Origin of the sequence: Lysinibacillus xylanilyticus, from assembly GCF_001708185.1 — a bacterium.
In the GTDB taxonomy this organism is placed as follows: Bacteria; Bacillota; Bacilli; order Bacillales_A; family Planococcaceae; genus Lysinibacillus; species Lysinibacillus xylanilyticus_A.
This window is the reverse complement of the sequence record NZ_MDDN01000013.1, coordinates 1-16,311: the sequence shown is the minus strand read 5'-3', so window position 1 is coordinate 16,311 and position 16,311 is coordinate 1. Positions and strand designations below refer to the sequence as shown.

The 16,311-nt window shown below is 38.7% G+C and carries 11 protein-coding genes and 1 rRNA gene; 10 read left to right on the top strand and 2 right to left on the bottom strand.

Translation table 11 applies throughout. The features are described 5' to 3' along the window. Nucleotides 1-12: 12 nt before the first annotated feature. Both BFJ97_RS18270 and BFJ97_RS18265 read right to left on the bottom strand, forming a co-directional pair. Complete coding sequence (locus BFJ97_RS18270; protein ID WP_068986083.1) at nucleotides 13-1,518, bottom strand: catalase; 1,506 nt, start codon at nucleotides 1,516-1,518, stop codon at nucleotides 13-15. Between the two features lie 329 nt (nucleotides 1,519-1,847). After that, nucleotides 1,848-3,302, bottom strand: a complete 1,455-nt coding sequence (locus tag BFJ97_RS18265; protein WP_068986082.1) for a response regulator transcription factor — start codon at nucleotides 3,300-3,302, stop codon at nucleotides 1,848-1,850. Between the two features lie 204 nt (nucleotides 3,303-3,506). Here BFJ97_RS18265 and hutH point away from each other — a divergent pair, with 204 nt between their 5' ends. The 10 genes from hutH to BFJ97_RS18215 form a co-directional block, all read left to right on the top strand. Then, nucleotides 3,507-5,021: a histidine ammonia-lyase gene (gene hutH, locus BFJ97_RS18260; RefSeq protein WP_068986081.1), complete on the top strand. Its 1,515-nt coding sequence runs from the start codon at nucleotides 3,507-3,509 to the stop codon at nucleotides 5,019-5,021. A 112-nt stretch (nucleotides 5,022-5,133) separates the two neighbouring features. Next, on the top strand, nucleotides 5,134-6,462 hold the full coding sequence (locus BFJ97_RS18255) for a YjiH family protein (protein ID WP_068986080.1): 1,329 nt from the start codon (nucleotides 5,134-5,136) through the stop codon (nucleotides 6,460-6,462). A gap of 15 nt (nucleotides 6,463-6,477) precedes the next feature. After that, the gene (gene hutU / locus BFJ97_RS18250; protein ID WP_068986079.1) at nucleotides 6,478-8,148 is read left to right on the top strand and encodes a urocanate hydratase; all 1,671 of its coding nucleotides are present in this window, start codon (nucleotides 6,478-6,480) and stop codon (nucleotides 8,146-8,148) included. Further along, nucleotides 8,145-9,431 (top strand): imidazolonepropionase, encoded by a 1,287-nt coding sequence (gene hutI, locus BFJ97_RS18245; RefSeq protein WP_068986078.1) that lies wholly within the window; start codon nucleotides 8,145-8,147, stop codon nucleotides 9,429-9,431. Before hutU ends, hutI begins: the two co-directional genes overlap by 4 nt. Before the next feature lie 312 nt (nucleotides 9,432-9,743). Beyond that, nucleotides 9,744-10,544 (top strand): NUDIX domain-containing protein, encoded by an 801-nt coding sequence (locus BFJ97_RS18240; RefSeq protein ID WP_068986077.1) that lies wholly within the window; start codon nucleotides 9,744-9,746, stop codon nucleotides 10,542-10,544. A 133-nt stretch (nucleotides 10,545-10,677) separates the two neighbouring features. Next, nucleotides 10,678-11,229 (top strand): cysteine hydrolase family protein, encoded by a 552-nt coding sequence (locus tag BFJ97_RS18235; protein WP_068986076.1) that lies wholly within the window; start codon nucleotides 10,678-10,680, stop codon nucleotides 11,227-11,229. A 23-nt stretch (nucleotides 11,230-11,252) separates the two neighbouring features. Next, the gene (locus BFJ97_RS18230) at nucleotides 11,253-12,710 is read left to right on the top strand and encodes a nicotinate phosphoribosyltransferase (RefSeq protein ID WP_068986075.1); all 1,458 of its coding nucleotides are present in this window, start codon (nucleotides 11,253-11,255) and stop codon (nucleotides 12,708-12,710) included. A 25-nt stretch (nucleotides 12,711-12,735) separates the two neighbouring features. After that, entirely contained in the window at nucleotides 12,736-13,350 is a 615-nt protein-coding gene (nadD, locus tag BFJ97_RS18225) for a nicotinate-nucleotide adenylyltransferase (protein ID WP_068986074.1), read from the top strand. A 373-nt stretch (nucleotides 13,351-13,723) separates the two neighbouring features. Next, entirely contained in the window at nucleotides 13,724-15,577 is a 1,854-nt protein-coding gene (locus BFJ97_RS18220; RefSeq protein ID WP_083227095.1) for an SLC13 family permease, read from the top strand. A 660-nt stretch (nucleotides 15,578-16,237) separates the two neighbouring features. Then, a 16S ribosomal RNA gene (locus tag BFJ97_RS18215) occupies nucleotides 16,238-16,311 on the top strand; the annotation flags it as partial.

Genomic DNA, 16,311 nt, shown 5'->3' with positions numbered 1-16,311 from the left:
GGCTGAAATAAATTAAACGTTAGTTGGTTGTTTTACGTATGGGTTTGAAAGATCCATACCTTCTAATGAAAGACCCATCGCTTTTGCTACACCTTCACCATATGCAGGATCAGCTAAATAGCAATGAAGGATGTGACGACGTTTGATGAACTCCTCAACTGGTGCCATATCGTTAGCTGTAGTTTCGAATAGGCGTTGTTGCTCTTCTGCCGACATTAGACGGAATAATTTACCTGGCTGCTCGAAGTAATTGTTGTCATCTTCACGGAAGTCGTGGATACCAGCATGACCGTCAATACGTAAGTCAGGTTCTTTATGGTCTAAATTATGCTCCCATTCGCCGTAGCTATTTGGTTCATAGCCCAAAGTTGAACCAAGGTTTCCATCGAAACGCATAGCACCATCGCGGTGGAATGAACGGAATGGGCATTTTGGTGCGTTTACAGGAAGCGAGTGGTGGTTTACACCTAAGCGGTAGCGATGTGCATCAGCATATGCAAAGATACGACCTTGTAACATTTTGTCTGGAGAGAAGCTAATACCAGGAACAATGTTAGATGGTGCGAACGCTGCTTGTTCAACCTCTGCAAAGTAATTGTCTGGATTTTTGTTTAACTCGAATTCACCAACAGGAATTAGTGGGAAGTCTTTTTTATACCATACTTTTGTTAAGTCAAATGGGTTATATGGTAATTCACGAGCTTGTTCTTCTGTCATTACTTGAATGTACATTTTCCATTTAGGGAAGTCGCCTTTTTCGATTGACTCATATAGATCGCGTTGTGAAGATTCACGGTCTTTACCGATCAATTCCGCTGCCTCATCACCAGTTAAGTTTTGAATACTTTGCTCTGTACGGAAGTGGAATTTAACCCATACGCGCTCGTTTTCAGCATTAATGAAGCTATAAGTGTGAGAGCCGAAACCATGCATATGGCGGTAGCCAGCTGGGATACCACGGTCAGACATAACTATTGTTACTTGGTGAAGTGCCTCTGGTAATAAAGTCCAGAAGTCCCAGTTTGAATTTGCGTTTTTCATATTTGTACGTGGATCACGTTTTACCACGTGGTTTAAATCAGTAAAGTGTAATGGATCACGGAAGAAGAAGACAGGTGTATTATTACCAACTAAATCCCAGTTACCCTCTTCTGTATAGAATTTAAGCGCGAACCCACGGATGTCACGCTCAGCATCTGCTGCACCGCGCTCACCCGCAACAGTTGAGAAGCGTGCGAACATTTCTGTTTTTTTCCCAATCTCTGAGAAGATTTTAGCTTTTGTATATTTAGTAATATCATGAGTTACAGTGAAAGTACCGAATGCACCTGAGCCTTTAGCGTGCATACGACGTTCAGGAATCACTTCACGGTTGAAGTTTGCTAATTTTTCAACTAACCATACATCTTGAAGTAATAGAGGACCACGAGGACCTGCTGACATTGAGTCATGGTTGCTTACTACGGGTGCACCACCTGCTGTTGTGAAGCGGCGGCTACGATCATTTGCGTTTGTCATATTAGTTTACCTCCTGAAAAAAGATGAGAGTTGAACTCTTCATGAATTACTATAACAAATATAAAATAGAATTGCTAGTAAATTATAATGATTATTGTTAAAGAATTTTTACATTAAGATATAAACTTTAAATATATGTGTGGAATTATTAATATATGCATAGATTTTTGTGGTATTTAAGCTTTTCTAAAACGTTATAAAGAAATAAGAAGATAAATGCTTCTATATTTTCCCGACTAAAGGTAAATAGAAATAAAGAGAATCCTTGTGTTAAATCCTTTCAAATTGAAAAAATTTATGCTAATTGAAAAATTCTAGCGTACTTCTTTTCAAGCTTTACGATAACGATTAGGAGTAATACCAATTTGCTGTTTAAAAATTTTAATGAAATAATTCGGATCATCAAAGCCATTTAAATAGGCAATTTCACTAATAGCAAAATCTGTTTCTACAAGCATTTTTGTAGCATTATGAATTCGGACTTGCTGTAGGTAGCGTTTAAATGGCAGTCCTCGCTTCTTTGAAAAAATCGTACTTAAATAATTGGGACTAATCCCTAACTTATGAGCAACGAAAGGTAAAGATAACCCGCTATCCTGAAATTGTTGATCGATAATTTCTATTGCCAGTTCTACATAGTCGGCTCGTTTTTCTAATCGTGCCTCACGAGCTAATTCAATAAGTCTTTGAGTAAACGAAATAATGCTATTTAGAATGGTATAAAATATCGGATGCTCGATGATTAAATGAAAAAGCTGGCGATAATTTTGCTCAATTGCGGCTTTCTCATGTAATTTATATTTCAGCATAAAGCGGCGAATTTGTGCTAATACACTCGTTAGATGAATACGTAAGTCATCTTGCTCATAATAAATTCCTTCATTAGAAAGTCTATATAAAAATGCTTTGACGGCTTCAAGATTTCCGTCCTCTAAACTACTTATCAGTAATTGTTGCTCCTCTGGTGTTAACAAAGGATCGAGAGGCTGTGCTTCAAACTGTTTACTCGCATAGAAAATGTGTCCAAAGCCTTCGTAAAAACTTTGATGAAGGGCACGCTCTGTTAATGTATACATATTCTTTATCGTTGTAGGTTCTCCATCATAAATCCCGATATTTAAAGAGCTATTGTGTGACAGCCACCATTCCTTCATTAGTGTCCGAACATCCTTTTCAACAATCTTTAAATCATCCGTTTGAAATAAGCAGACGATTCTATCTGATAAAGGATAAATCTTCATATGATAAAAAATAGGTGTTTGCTGGAGCCAGTTGAACAGCTTATTAAACATTTCTGAATGCTCAGGCTCGATCATGGTGAAATGTATATTTGTTTCTATTGAACTTGTCTTACTATCTAAAAATAATCGATAGTAAAAAGATTCATCAGAAGTTTCTTGATAAGCTACCTTTGGCTTTGGTGTACGAAGAGAAATAGCAGTGAGTTTTTGCTTTAATATTTCTAAATCAATTGGTTTAACAAAAAGATGTGCGACCTGTAAATCAATTGCCCTCAATGCATTTTTAAATAAGGGCTCCGTCGTCATAGCTAGAATAGTTCCCGATTGTTTTTGCAAAACACGATAAAGTGCAGTTAAACGATTATTTGAAATTAGGTCGATGTTCAGTAGTATTACCTCAGGCTCGAATTGCTGGATACTTTGAGGCGCCTCATTTATAGCTGTACACATTTCAATCGTTACATCTCCAGGAAAATACGTATGTAAAAACCAACGAATACCTGTAAGTTCAGTAGGATCTCGATCAATTAATAACACCTTCATGACAATTAATCTCCTTAAAACAATCTAGTTTCGTAAAAAAATACGATTATATTATTAAAAATAACAAAAAATCTGAAATAAATCATGTTTTTTCTTTTAAAATTCTCTATTTTCTGAAAAATGTAGTTAGTACAATGTAAATAGAGTAATCGCTATTATAAAAAGCATTTTTTACATAGCACAGAAGGAATAGGGGGATATCATATGAAGTCTATCATCGAGCTGGATGGCAATACATTAACGAGACAGCAAATCGAAGAAATTGTAAAAGGTCATGCTACGGTTGCACTATCTACAGAAAGTGTGGAGCGTATTCGCTTAAGTAGAGAACGAATTGAAAAGCGTTTAGCTGAAGGGCAAACAATTTATGGTGTGAATACAGGGTTTGGAAAATTAAGTAATATAAAAATTGAAGAGGAAGACATTGAGCTTTTACAACTAAACTTATTGCGCTCAGATGCAACAGGTGTTGGTGCTCCATTTCCAACAGATGTTGTGCGTGCAATGATGGTTTTACGTGCCAATGCTTTAGCGCGTGGTTTTTCAGGGATTCGTCAGGAAACAGTGCAACTACTCGTGGATTTGATAAATAAGGGAGTGCACCCGATTGTACCATCTCAAGGCTCGGTTGGAGCAAGTGGGGATTTAGCACCGTTATCACATTTGGCTTTAGTGCTAGTAGGTGAAGGTAAGGCTGAGTTTAACGGAGAGATTATGAGCGGTAGTGAGGCTTTAGAGCAAGCAGGGCTAACGCCGGTTCGACTTCAGGCTAAGGAAGGGCTAGCGCTTGTTAACGGTACACAAGCAATGACAGGGATTGGTGTTTTAACAGTGAACGAAGCAGAGCGTATTGGGCTTGCGGCAGATATGGCAGCGAGTTTAACACTTGAGGCACTAAAAGGGATTACATCAGCGTTTGACCCAGCACTTTTAGCAGTAAGACCACATCCGGAATTAGAGCTTGTAGGCGGGCGAATTCGTAAGTGGCTTGAGGGAAGTAAACGTGTGACGAAGCAAGGTGAGATACGGATGCAGGATGCTTATTCATTACGTTGTATCCCGCAAGTGCATGGTGCCTCCTGGCAATCGTTTTTCTATGCTCAGGACCGCGTGCAAACTGAGATGAATGCAACGACAGATAATCCGATTGTTTTAGAAAATGGAGAAGTGTTATCAGGAGGGCATTTCCATGGTCAACCAATTGCATTAGCGATGGACTTCTTAAAAGTTGGTGTAAGTGAGTGGGCTAATATTTCAGAGCGACGTACAGAGCGTATGGTTAATCCGTATCTTAATGAAGGTTTGCCGCCATTTTTAGCGACAAATCCTGGTATTGAATGTGGACTAATGATTGCACAATATACAGCGGCATCTATTGTTTCTGAAAATAAAGTGTTGGCACATCCTTCTAGTGTGGATTCCATACCGACGTCAGGTAACCAAGAGGATCATGTAAGCATGGGTACGACATCTGCTCGACAAGTGCGTCAAATCGTCCACAATGCTGCTCGTGTCATAGCGATAGAGATGATTTGTGCATCGCAGGCTATTCATCTAGATAAGGCAGAAGAGCAGTTATCTCCAACAACGCGAAAGTATTTAGAAAAAGTACGTGAATTTTGTCCGCCATTGTTAATGGATCAACCAATCGGCGATGAAATTGAAGCGCTTTCAGAGTATTTATTAACGAGTGATGTTCTGTTAAATGAGTTTATGTAAGCCTTAAGGCGATAACTTCCGATAGAAAAACCAACAAATTCTTCAACTTGTCCTGATTACATGGAGTTTCTATCGGAAAGAGCTCTTACTATTAACATCTAGGAGGTTTGGGATGGAATTTCAACAACAAGAGTTGGAGCAAGGCTCGCAATTTAGAGTTTCCTCTGCTATGAAGATGATTGTATGTAGCTTAGTCGGAATATTTAGTTTTTTTGTATCGTTTGAATGGCAAAATAAAAATACAATTTTAATCGACCATATAGTGAACTTTATTCGCGCTGAAGCACCACTACTTGTAACTGCATATGTACTCATAATGCTTGTAGGCGGAGCAATCCATCCATTTATTACTAGTAAATGGAATAAATCAACAGTCAATATTGTAATGTCAATCTTTAAAGTGGGCGGTATGGTTGCAGGGATATTGTTAATTTTCAATATAGCACCCGCGTGGTTAGCGGATGAAAGTATTGGTCCGTATTTGCTGGAGAAGCTTGTTAAGCCAGTGGGGGTATTAATTCCAATCGGGTCTTTGTTTTTGGCACTTCTAGTTAGCTATGGGTTGCTTGAATACATCGGTGTTTTAGCACAGCCGTTTATGAAGCCTGTTTTTAAAACATCAGGACGTTCGGCAGTGGATGCAGTAGCCTCATTTGTCGGCAGTTATTCGGTTGGCTTACTTTTAACGAACCGTGTTTATATGGAGGGTCGCTATACAGCGAAGGAAGCTGCGATTATTGCAACAGGCTTCTCGACGGTATCTGCAACGTTTATGGTTGTCGTTGCAAGTACGCTGGATATGATGGAGCATTGGAATGCATTTTTCTGGGTGTCGCTCGTTGTAACATTTGTGGTTACTGCATTAACAGCGCGTATGTATCCACTTCGTTCAATGAAGGATGAATACTACGAGGGCGCAACGCCAATGCCAGAAAAAATTGTTAGGAAGGGGCGTTTTAAAGAAGCGTGGCGTCAGGCGATGGAGGCAGTTGAGCAAAATCCACCTTTATCTAAAATTTTATGGACGAATTTAAAAGATGGCTTCATCATGGCGATGGGTGTTATTCCGTCAATTTTGTCAATTGGTCTACTAGGGCTTGTACTTGCAACATATACACCAATTTTTGATTGGCTTGCGTATATTTTTGTACCATTCACATACGTATTACAAGTTCCAGAACCATTTTTAACAGCGAAAGCGTTGTCATTATCGCTAGCAGAAGTATTTTTACCAGCACTTGTTGTCACGCAAGCAACACTTGTGACGAAATTTATTGTGGCAGTCGTATCAATATCGGCAATTTTATTCTTTTCAGCAGTTATTCCACTTATTTTATCATCTGAAATTCCATTGACATTGCGTCAAATTATAATCATTTGGTTTGAACGTGTCGTATTAACTTTAATCATCGTAACACCAATAGCATTTTTACTATTTTAAAGGAGCGTGTTTTTAATGGTAGTTAAAACAAATATTCGTGCACCACGAGGGAATGAATTAACATGTAAGGGTTGGACACAGGAAGCTGCAATGCGTATGTTAATGAACAATCTAGATCCTGAAGTAGCAGAAAATCCAGATGAGCTAATCGTCTATGGTGGAATCGGTAAAGCGGCGCGTAATTGGGAGAGCTACGAGCAAATTATTAAGTCATTAAAAGAATTAGAGAATGATGAAACACTTTTAATTCAATCAGGAAAGCCAGTTGCTGTATTCCGTACACATGAACATGCACCACGTGTATTAATCGCGAATTCTAATTTAGTGCCGGGGTGGGCAAATTGGGAGCATTTTTATGAGCTAGAGGAACGCGATTTAATGATGTACGGTCAAATGACGGCTGGTAGTTGGATTTATATTGGCGCACAGGGAATTTTACAAGGAACGTATCTATCATTCGTAGAGGCAGGAAAAAAAGTATTTGGCACAGCTGACTTACGTGGCAAATTCATCCTTACAGGTGGTATGGGTGGTATGAGCGGTGCACAGCCTTTAGCTGGGAAAATGGCTGGTGCTGTCATTTTAGTAGTCGAAGTGGAGCGTGCTCGAATTGAACGAAAAATAAAAGAGGGCTACTGTGATTATATTGTAGAGACAGTAGATGAAGCGATTGAATTAATCAATAAACTCCGTGACAAAAAAGAGCCTGCATCCATCGGTCTTGTTGGCAACTGTGCGGATGTTAATCGTGAGCTATTGAACCGAGGTATTATTCCTGATTTTGTAACAGATCAAACATCTGCTCATGATCCGATAAATGGCTATGTACCGAATGGCATGACGTTTGAAGAAGCGCTAGAACTTCGTAAAAAAGATGTAAAAACGTATGAGCAAAGAGCAAAAGAAACAATGGCTGAACATGTTCGGACAATGCTTGAATTCCAACAAGCAGGCGCAGAAGTATTTGATTACGGAAATAATATTCGCGCTTATGCCAAAGAGATGGGTGTAACAAATGCCTTTGACTTCCCAGGCTTTGTTCCAGCGTATATTCGTCCGTTATTCTGTGAGGGGAAAGGGCCATTCCGCTGGGCTGCACTTTCCGGTGACCCTGAGGACATTTATAAAACAGATGCTCTTGCAAAAGAAATGTTTGCCCATGATGAAGGTCTAGTAAATTGGATTGATATGGCGCAAAAGATGGTGAAATGGCAAGGTTTACCGGCTCGTATATGCTGGTTAGGTTATGGTGACCGTCATCGTTTTGCACTGAAGGTTAACGAGATGGTTGCTAATGGTGAGCTATCAGCACCGATTGTTTTTGGGCGAGATCATTTAGATTCTGGCTCTGTTGCATCACCAAACCGTGAAACGGAGGGGATGCTTGATGGCTCTGATGCAGTATCAGACTGGCCGATTCTAAATGCACTTGTCAATACAGCGAGTGGTGCAAGTTGGGTAAGTGTTCATCACGGTGGTGGTGTAGGTATGGGTTACTCTCAGCATGCAGGTCAAGTGTTAGTAGCGGATGGATCAAAGCTTGCTGCTGAGAAAATTGCACGAGTGTTAGTTTCGGATCCAGGAATGGGTGTTGCACGTCACGCAGACGCTGGCTATGAAATTGCCATTAATACAGCCAAGAATAAAGGTGTGCATGTACCAATGCTAAAGGATGATGCTAAGTGACGATTTTAATTAAAAATGCCAATGAAGTGGTTACGCTAAAAAGTACTGTACAAGGTCCTCGTATAAAAGAACAAATGCGTCAAATTGCAGTAGTGGAAAAAGGCAGCGTATTAATAGAAGGAAATCGCATTGTAGCAGTTGGGGCTTATGAACAGCTTGAAGCGGATTTCCCTGATTTAGTTAGGGTAGCAGAGGTTATTGATGCTTCCGGTAAAATTGTTATGCCAGGTCTCGTAGATTGTCATACGCATTTAGTTCATGGAGGTACACGTGAGCAAGAATTTAATATGCGGCTCAATGGTTCCACATATATGGAAATCATGAATGCAGGTGGTGGGATTCATGCCACGACAAAGCGAACACGAGAAACTAGCTTTGAGGATCTATATGAAAAAACGATGCATCACTTAGACGTGTTTTTAAAGCATGGTGTCACAACAGTCGAAGCAAAATCAGGTTACGGCTTGGATTGGGAAACAGAAAAGAAACAGCTCGAGGTAGCAAAAAAATTGCAAGCTACACATGACATTGATGTCGTTAGTACCTTTATGGGGGCCCATGCAGTGCCCTGTGACTATAAAGGACGTGAAGATGAGTTTGTAGATGTAGTGATTCATGACATGCTGCCGCAAGTGGCCAAGTTAGAGCTTGCAGAATTTAATGATGTTTTTTGTGAAAAAGGTGTATTTACTCCAGAACAGTCGCAACGAATTTTAGAGGCTGGAAAAGCGCATGGATTAACAGCGAAAATTCATGCTGATGAAATTGAGCCCTATAAGGGAGCGGAGCTTGCTGCGGAAGTAGGGGCGATTTCAGCTGAGCATTTGCTAGTTGCTTCTGATGAAGGCATACAGAAAATGGCGGGAGCTGGCACGATTGCCGTGTTGTTACCTGGAACAGCATTCTTCTTACGAGCTCCATTTGCAAGGGGGCGTCTAATGATTGATGAAGGGGTACCTGTAGCTATTTCAACTGACTTTAATCCTGGCTCATCTCCAACGATGAGTCTGCCCTTTATCATGAATTTAGCTTGTATGCATATGGGTATGACGCTAGAAGAAGTGTTAACTGCAACAACCATTAATGCAGCATACGCACTAAACCGAGGCCATAAAATTGGCTCACTTGAAACGGGCAAACAAGCTGACATCATTATATTGGATGTTGCCAATTACAAGCAGCTACAATATTTCTATGGCATGAACCATACGAATACAGTTATTAAAGATGGGCGAGTTGTTGTACAAGATGGTATTCTCTTGAAAAATCAACTAGTAAATTAAATAATCAAAGGCATAAATAAGGCAGTAAATGCTTTTATTTATGCTTTTTTTAATTCAATTACATTTCTCAAAAATTTTTTATTAAAAGAGTTGAAATGATTGGAAGGAACAGTTATTATACTAATAAATAGTAATCATAGAATTACAAATTACTTAAATGATTTAAATTAATGCAAGGATAGATGAGACGCGCGCCGGGAGAATATCCGCGGAAGCGAAGCAAATACCCGCGCGTTCCCGGAGAGTCATTATGCTTCATATGCATCTTGATCATTAATTTTGCAAAATATTGTTTCAAAGGAGTTACATTCAATGACAAAATATCGTTCACAAGAAGAAGTTCTTGCGAATTATGATTCTTCTAAATATCTAACACCTGATGGCTATACGTCAGATATTGCGATTTTTACAATAACATCTGAAAAAGTAGAAGAAAAAGCACCGCCGATGATGACGCTTAAAATCATGTTGATTAAACGAGCAGATAAAGATAGTGAGGGGAACCCTAATATCGAAGGAGGAAAATGGGCGCTTCCAGGAGGATTTGTAGATGCAACTCGAAAGGAAACTGCGTATTTCGCTGCTAAAAGAGAGTTAAAAGAAGAAACCAATGTAGAAGGGTTGCATGTTAAACACTTTGGTGTCTACGATGAAATAGATCGCGATCCTCGTGGTTGGATGATTTCAAACGCCTTTTATGCTATTGTTCCGGAAGTATATATCGATCAACGCCAAGCAAATGATGATGCGGCGGAGGTAGAGCTGTTCGATTTAAATGAAGTGTTTAAACTCGAGTTAGCTTTTGATCATCGAAAGATTATTACTGATGCGTTAGATTTTATTAAGAAAGATATGATTCAAACAACGGTTGCTAAAAATTTCTTGCCAGAAGAATTTACTTTATCTGAATTACAAAGAGTTTTGTTGACAGTGGGAGATGATCCGCGCATTTCAAATGATTCTGTGTTCTTCACAAAAGCACCTAAATTGCCTTTTATTGATAAAGTATTAGATGAAGAAGGAAAACCAAAGAAAACGAAAAGAAATTCATATAGACCGTCACAATTATATACTTTTAATAACTTTGAAATTGTAGAGTCAATTTATCATTAGGAAAGCACCTGTCTTTCCTGATAATTTTTAACTTCTTTCAGTAGGTGGCGAACGCAATTATGCCGAGGCATAATTGACATAAAGGCAATTTGTAATTTATTAATTACTAATTAAAGAAGTGGAGTGTTGGAATATGCCGAAACGTGCATTGATTAATATTGATTATACAGTGGATTTTGTAGCACCAGATGGAGCTCTAACTTGCGGAAAACCGGGGCAACTATTGGAAGAGGTAAATACACAATTAACAAAGGAATTTATCTCAAAAGACGATTTTGTGGTTTTTGCCATTGATGTTCACGAAAAAGATGATTGCTATCACCCAGAAACAAAGCTTTTTCCTCCTCACAATATTAGAGGCACAGAGGGGAGGGAACTATATGGCTCCTTAAAAGAATTGTATGAAGAAAATAAACATTTAAATCATGTCTACTATTTGGATAAAACAAGATATTCTGCTTTTACTGGGACGGATTTAGAGATTAAATTGCGTGAAAGAGGAATTACTGAATTGCATTTAATAGGTGTATGTACAGACATTTGTGTTCTTCATACAGCTGTGGATGCTTATAACAAAGGATTTAACATTGTTATTCATGAAAATGCTGTTGCGTCTTTTAACCAAGCTGGACATGAATGGGCGTTAGGACATTTCAAACATTCACTCGGAGCCACTATTATTTGATGTTATGAATGGGGGAAAAGGGAATGAAATATACAGACGATAGCTTCATGTTACACACTGATTTATATCAAATTAATATGGTCGAAACGTACTGGCGAGATGGTATCCAAAATCGCACAGCGGTGTTTGAACTGTATTTTCGGAAGCTTCCGTTCGGTAATGGCTATGCGATATTCGCAGGCTTACAAAAGATCATGGAGTTTATTAAAAGCTTTGGGTTTTCGGATAGTGATATTCAATATTTACGTGAGGAAGGAAAATACTCAGAGGAATTTCTTAAATATCTTCAAAACCTCAAATTTACGGGTACCATTTCTGCTATGAAGGAAGGTGAATTGGTATTTGCGAATGAGCCCATTTTACGAATTGAGGCATCATTAGCGGAAGCTCAATTAATTGAAACACCTATACTAAATATCGTGAATTACCAAACCCTTATTGCAACGAAGGCTTCACGTATTAAACAAGTGATTGGAAAGGATACGGCGATGGAATTTGGTACACGTCGTGCTCATGAATTTGATGCAGCTATTTGGGGAACCCGTGCTGCTTATATTGGTGGATTTTCTGCTACAAGTAATGTAAGAGCTGGGAAGTTATTTGGCATCCCTGTGTCAGGTACTCATGCACATGCGATGATACAGGCTTACCGTGATGAATATACAGCATTTACAAAGTATGCAAGTACACATAAAGATTGTGTTTTCTTAGTAGATACGTATGATACGTTGCGTTCGGGTGTTCCTACCGCTATTCGTGTAGCAAAGGAATTTGGAGATAAAATCAATTTTGTAGGAATCCGTTTGGACAGTGGAGACTTAGCGTATCTCTCAAAAAAGGCAAGGGAAATGCTAGATGAAGCCGGCTTCACGAAGGCAAAAATTATAGCATCTAATGATTTGGATGAATATACCATTATGAACTTGAAGTCTCAAGGAGCTGAAATTGATGCTTGGGGAATTGGCACAAAGCTCATTACTGCTTACGATCAAGCTGCACTTGGTGGGGTATACAAATTAGTATCGATTGAAAATGAAAACGGTGAAATGGTAGATACTATTAAAATTTCTGCAAATCCCGAAAAAGTAACAACGCCAGGACGCAAACGTGTCTATCGAATCATTAACAAAGGGAATGGTCATGCTGAAGGAGATTATATAGCGTTAGACGATGAAAATCCCCAACAAGAAGAACGCTTGAAAATGTTTCACCCTGTTCATACTTATATCAGCAAATTTGTTACGAATTTTGCAGCTAAAGAATTACATGAAGACATTGTAGTGGATGGCTCTATCCTTTACAAGGAACCGACGCTTATGGAAATTCAAGCATATGTAGAAGAAAATTTACATCTACTATGGAGTGAGTACAAACGGACGATGAATCCAGAAGAGTATCCTGTAGATTTAAGTCAAGCATGCTGGGATAACAAAATGAAAAGCATTAAGGAAATTAAAGAAAAAATCACAAAGTCTGTATGAGAGAAGTTAAGGGGAGGGTTATGTAATGGCGAGAATAGGTATTTATGGTTCATCTTTTGATCCAATTACAAATGTTCATCTTTGGACGGCAAGCACAGTAGCACACCGTTGCAAATTAGATAAGGTCATTTTTTTACCTTGCTCCAATAAACGTAAGGATAAAGAGATAAAAACAAAGGATACTCATCGGTGGAATATGCTGCAGCTGGCTATTGCTAAGGATCAGCGTTTTGTTGCAGATTCATATGAGATGGAGCAAGAAGGTTGGAATATTTACACATATGACACGATGAAATATTTTAGAGAACAGCACCCCAATGATGAAATTCATTTTATTATGGGAGCGGATTTATTAGTTGATATTGGGGCAGGGTTGTGGAAACAGGGAGAATCGTTAGTAGCTGAAAATAAGTTTATTGTAATGGCGAGGCATGGCATTGATATGTTATCAACGATCAGTCGTTCCCCTATTTTGAGGAATAATGATGATGGAAGATTTCATTTAATCGACAAAGGCTTAGCAATGGAAATTAGCTCTACCTATATTCGAGAAGAATTCGCAATGGGCGGCGAGCCGAAATATCTATTGCCTAGCGCTTGTTATGACTACATTAAAGAGCATGACCTTTATCAAAAATAATCATATGATTCAATTCAATTCATGACAATAGATACCATTTAGAGTGTGGGTTAATTACCACACTTATTTTTATTTGGTTCGTCACCAAAAGTGCTGGATGACATTTCTTAAAACGTATGCCATGTATATAGGTTGATTGAAGCGGCTCAGCGGACGCCCCTAGGAAAGCGCCCGGTCGGAACGGAAATCACCCCCTCGTTATGTGATAAGTCTTTTATTTCGAAAAGACGGTGAACTTTCTCATATGTAGCACTTGGTAAGATATAATAAAAATAAGTGATATAGCAAACAAGCAAGATATTGCAAGTACAAAAGGTTTGATTTTGTATATCACCTTCAGTAAAGCATAATGATTAATGTTAGAAAGGAATTCTTGGATGTGCAGCTTACATTAACATTTCTTATTTTAGGAGCGACAATTTTTGCGTTTGTGACCAATAAAGTACGAGCAGATCTCGTTGCGATTGTGTCACTCCTAGCATTTGTTATTACGGATATTTTAACACCCACGGAGGCACTAGCTGGTTTTTCAAACTCTGTAGTATTAATGATCGCGGGGTTATTTGTCGTGGGTGCAGGGATTTTACGCACAGGGCTTGCCGGGATGGCCGGTCAATTATTACTGAAATGGTCAGGCAATAGTGAGCTGAAATTATTTGTATTACTACTCATTATTGTAGGCTCTGTCGGCGCATTTATGAGTAATACGGGTACGGTAGCTTTGATGATGCCAATAGTCGTTAGTATCGCGATTAGTATGAAGGTAAGCCCGTCAAAATTTTTACTCCCACTCTCATACGTTGCAAGTCTTTCTGGGCTTATGACACTTATTGCTTCTCCGACAAATTTAATTGTTAGTCAGCTATTGGTCGATCGCGGCTACAATAAACTAGGCTTTTTCGAAGTGACACCTATTGGTATTGTAGGGATGATTACTGGTATTACCTATCTAGTACTCGTACGAAATATACTATTACCAAATGATAAAAACCGTACACAAACTAATGCTGGTTATAAACTTTCGCCAAAGAAAATTATTAAGCAATATGATTTGAACAATCGTTTGTTCAAAATATTTGTACCGGAGGATTCCCCAATTGTTGACACGACATTGGCAGAGTTAAAACTTCCAGCCACATATGCGCTCTGTATGATGAAAATTCATCGGAAAGCACAGGAGGGCATCAATTTATTGCCTATGACATATCAAGAAATGGCAGGACCGACAAGTGTCATACATGGCAAGGACGAACTATATATCCAAGGTGAGGAAGAGAATGTTCGTCGCTTTACTACAGATTATCATCTACAGATGCAGGAGTTAGCTGAAGGAGAGGCTGATGAATTGGTATCGAAGCATCTTGGCATTGCAGAAGTATTATTAACACCAAATTCTAGCTTTATTAATGAAACCGTTAGCTCTCTTGGATTCCGAGAAAAATATAATCTAAACATTATCGGCATTAATCGCAGAGGTGGCTATAAGCTTCAAGATATGATTACACATAAGTTGAAATTCGGAGATGCCATTTTAGTGCAGGGAGCATGGGATGAAATTCTATTACTAGCAAGGGAGACGCAGGATGTCGTTGTAGTTGGTCAGCCGAAGGAGCATGCGAGTGTTGCAGCAGCCACTGGTAAAGCCGGTATTGCTGGTGCCATTATGCTTTTGATGATTTTGTTAATGGCTTTTGAAATTTTCCCTGCAGTTATATCCGTTATGATTGGTGCTGTACTTATGATATTGACAGGGTGTTTACGTAACATGGAGGATGCATACAGCAATATGAATTTTGAAAGTATTGTACTTGTAGCAGCAATGCTCCCTATGGCGACAGCATTAGAAAAAACAGGTGGAATGGCTATCTTATCTGATGGTATTATCAATGCGCTTGGTGACTACGGACCTTATGGGGTATTAATTGGTGTTTATATTTTAACAGTTATCTTTGGGCAGTTCATTAGTAATACGGCCACTGCTGTATTATTTGCACCAATCGCTATGAATGCAGCGATTGCAATGGAAGTTAGTCCGACGACATTTATGATTGCTGTTGCTGTGGCCGCGAGTATGGCGTTTGTCACACCGATTGCTTCCCCAACGAATGCACTTGTGATGACAGCTGGTGGTTATAAATTTATGGATTTTGTAAAGATCGGAATACCATTGCAAATTGTCATGTTTATTGTCATGATGATAGCAATTCCATTTTTCTTTCCGTTTTAAAAACTCGGTTTCTATACCGAGTTTTTTTGTTCAATTTTTTTAATATCTATTATTTTTTTTATTAAGGTTATGATAGAATTCTAGTTTAGACAGGAATTTAAAATTGAATTTGCTTGAGATGAAGAGTTTAACTTCTTTCAGCAAATGTCGTTTGTAGCGAAAGCAAAGAGTCAGATACAGAAGTCTCCCACCTCTATAGGTGGTGAGATGAATGCAATTTTAAGTCACTTTTCAGCGGGTGTCCAAACATCCGCTGAAAGAAGTTAAAGCTTCCGACGCAATTATGCCGAGGCATAATTGATTACTATATTTTTTTGCGAGCATTATATAGGAAGTTTTTCGATGAAGTGAAAAAGTATAAAGTTTTTTTAGAAAAGGTGTTGACCTTTTTAAAATAAGAGTGTAGTATTATACAAGTCGTTAAGACAACTACTGAAAAACAATTAAATTAAATAAATTAGTTGTTGACATCTAGTTGATAACGTGATATTATATAAGAGTTGCTGTTGCGAAATGGTGACGAAATGAACCTTGAAAACTGAACAAGCAAAACGTAATCAATAAAGTTTTTAGTAGCTAACCTTGAGTTAGTGAACGAAACAAAATTTTGGACATCAAACATGATGCCAGCAAAACAATTTGAGCTAATCAAATTTCTTTTTTATGGAGAGTTTGATCCTGGCTCAGGACGAACGCTGGCGGCGTGCCTAATACATGCAAGTCGAGCGGACAGA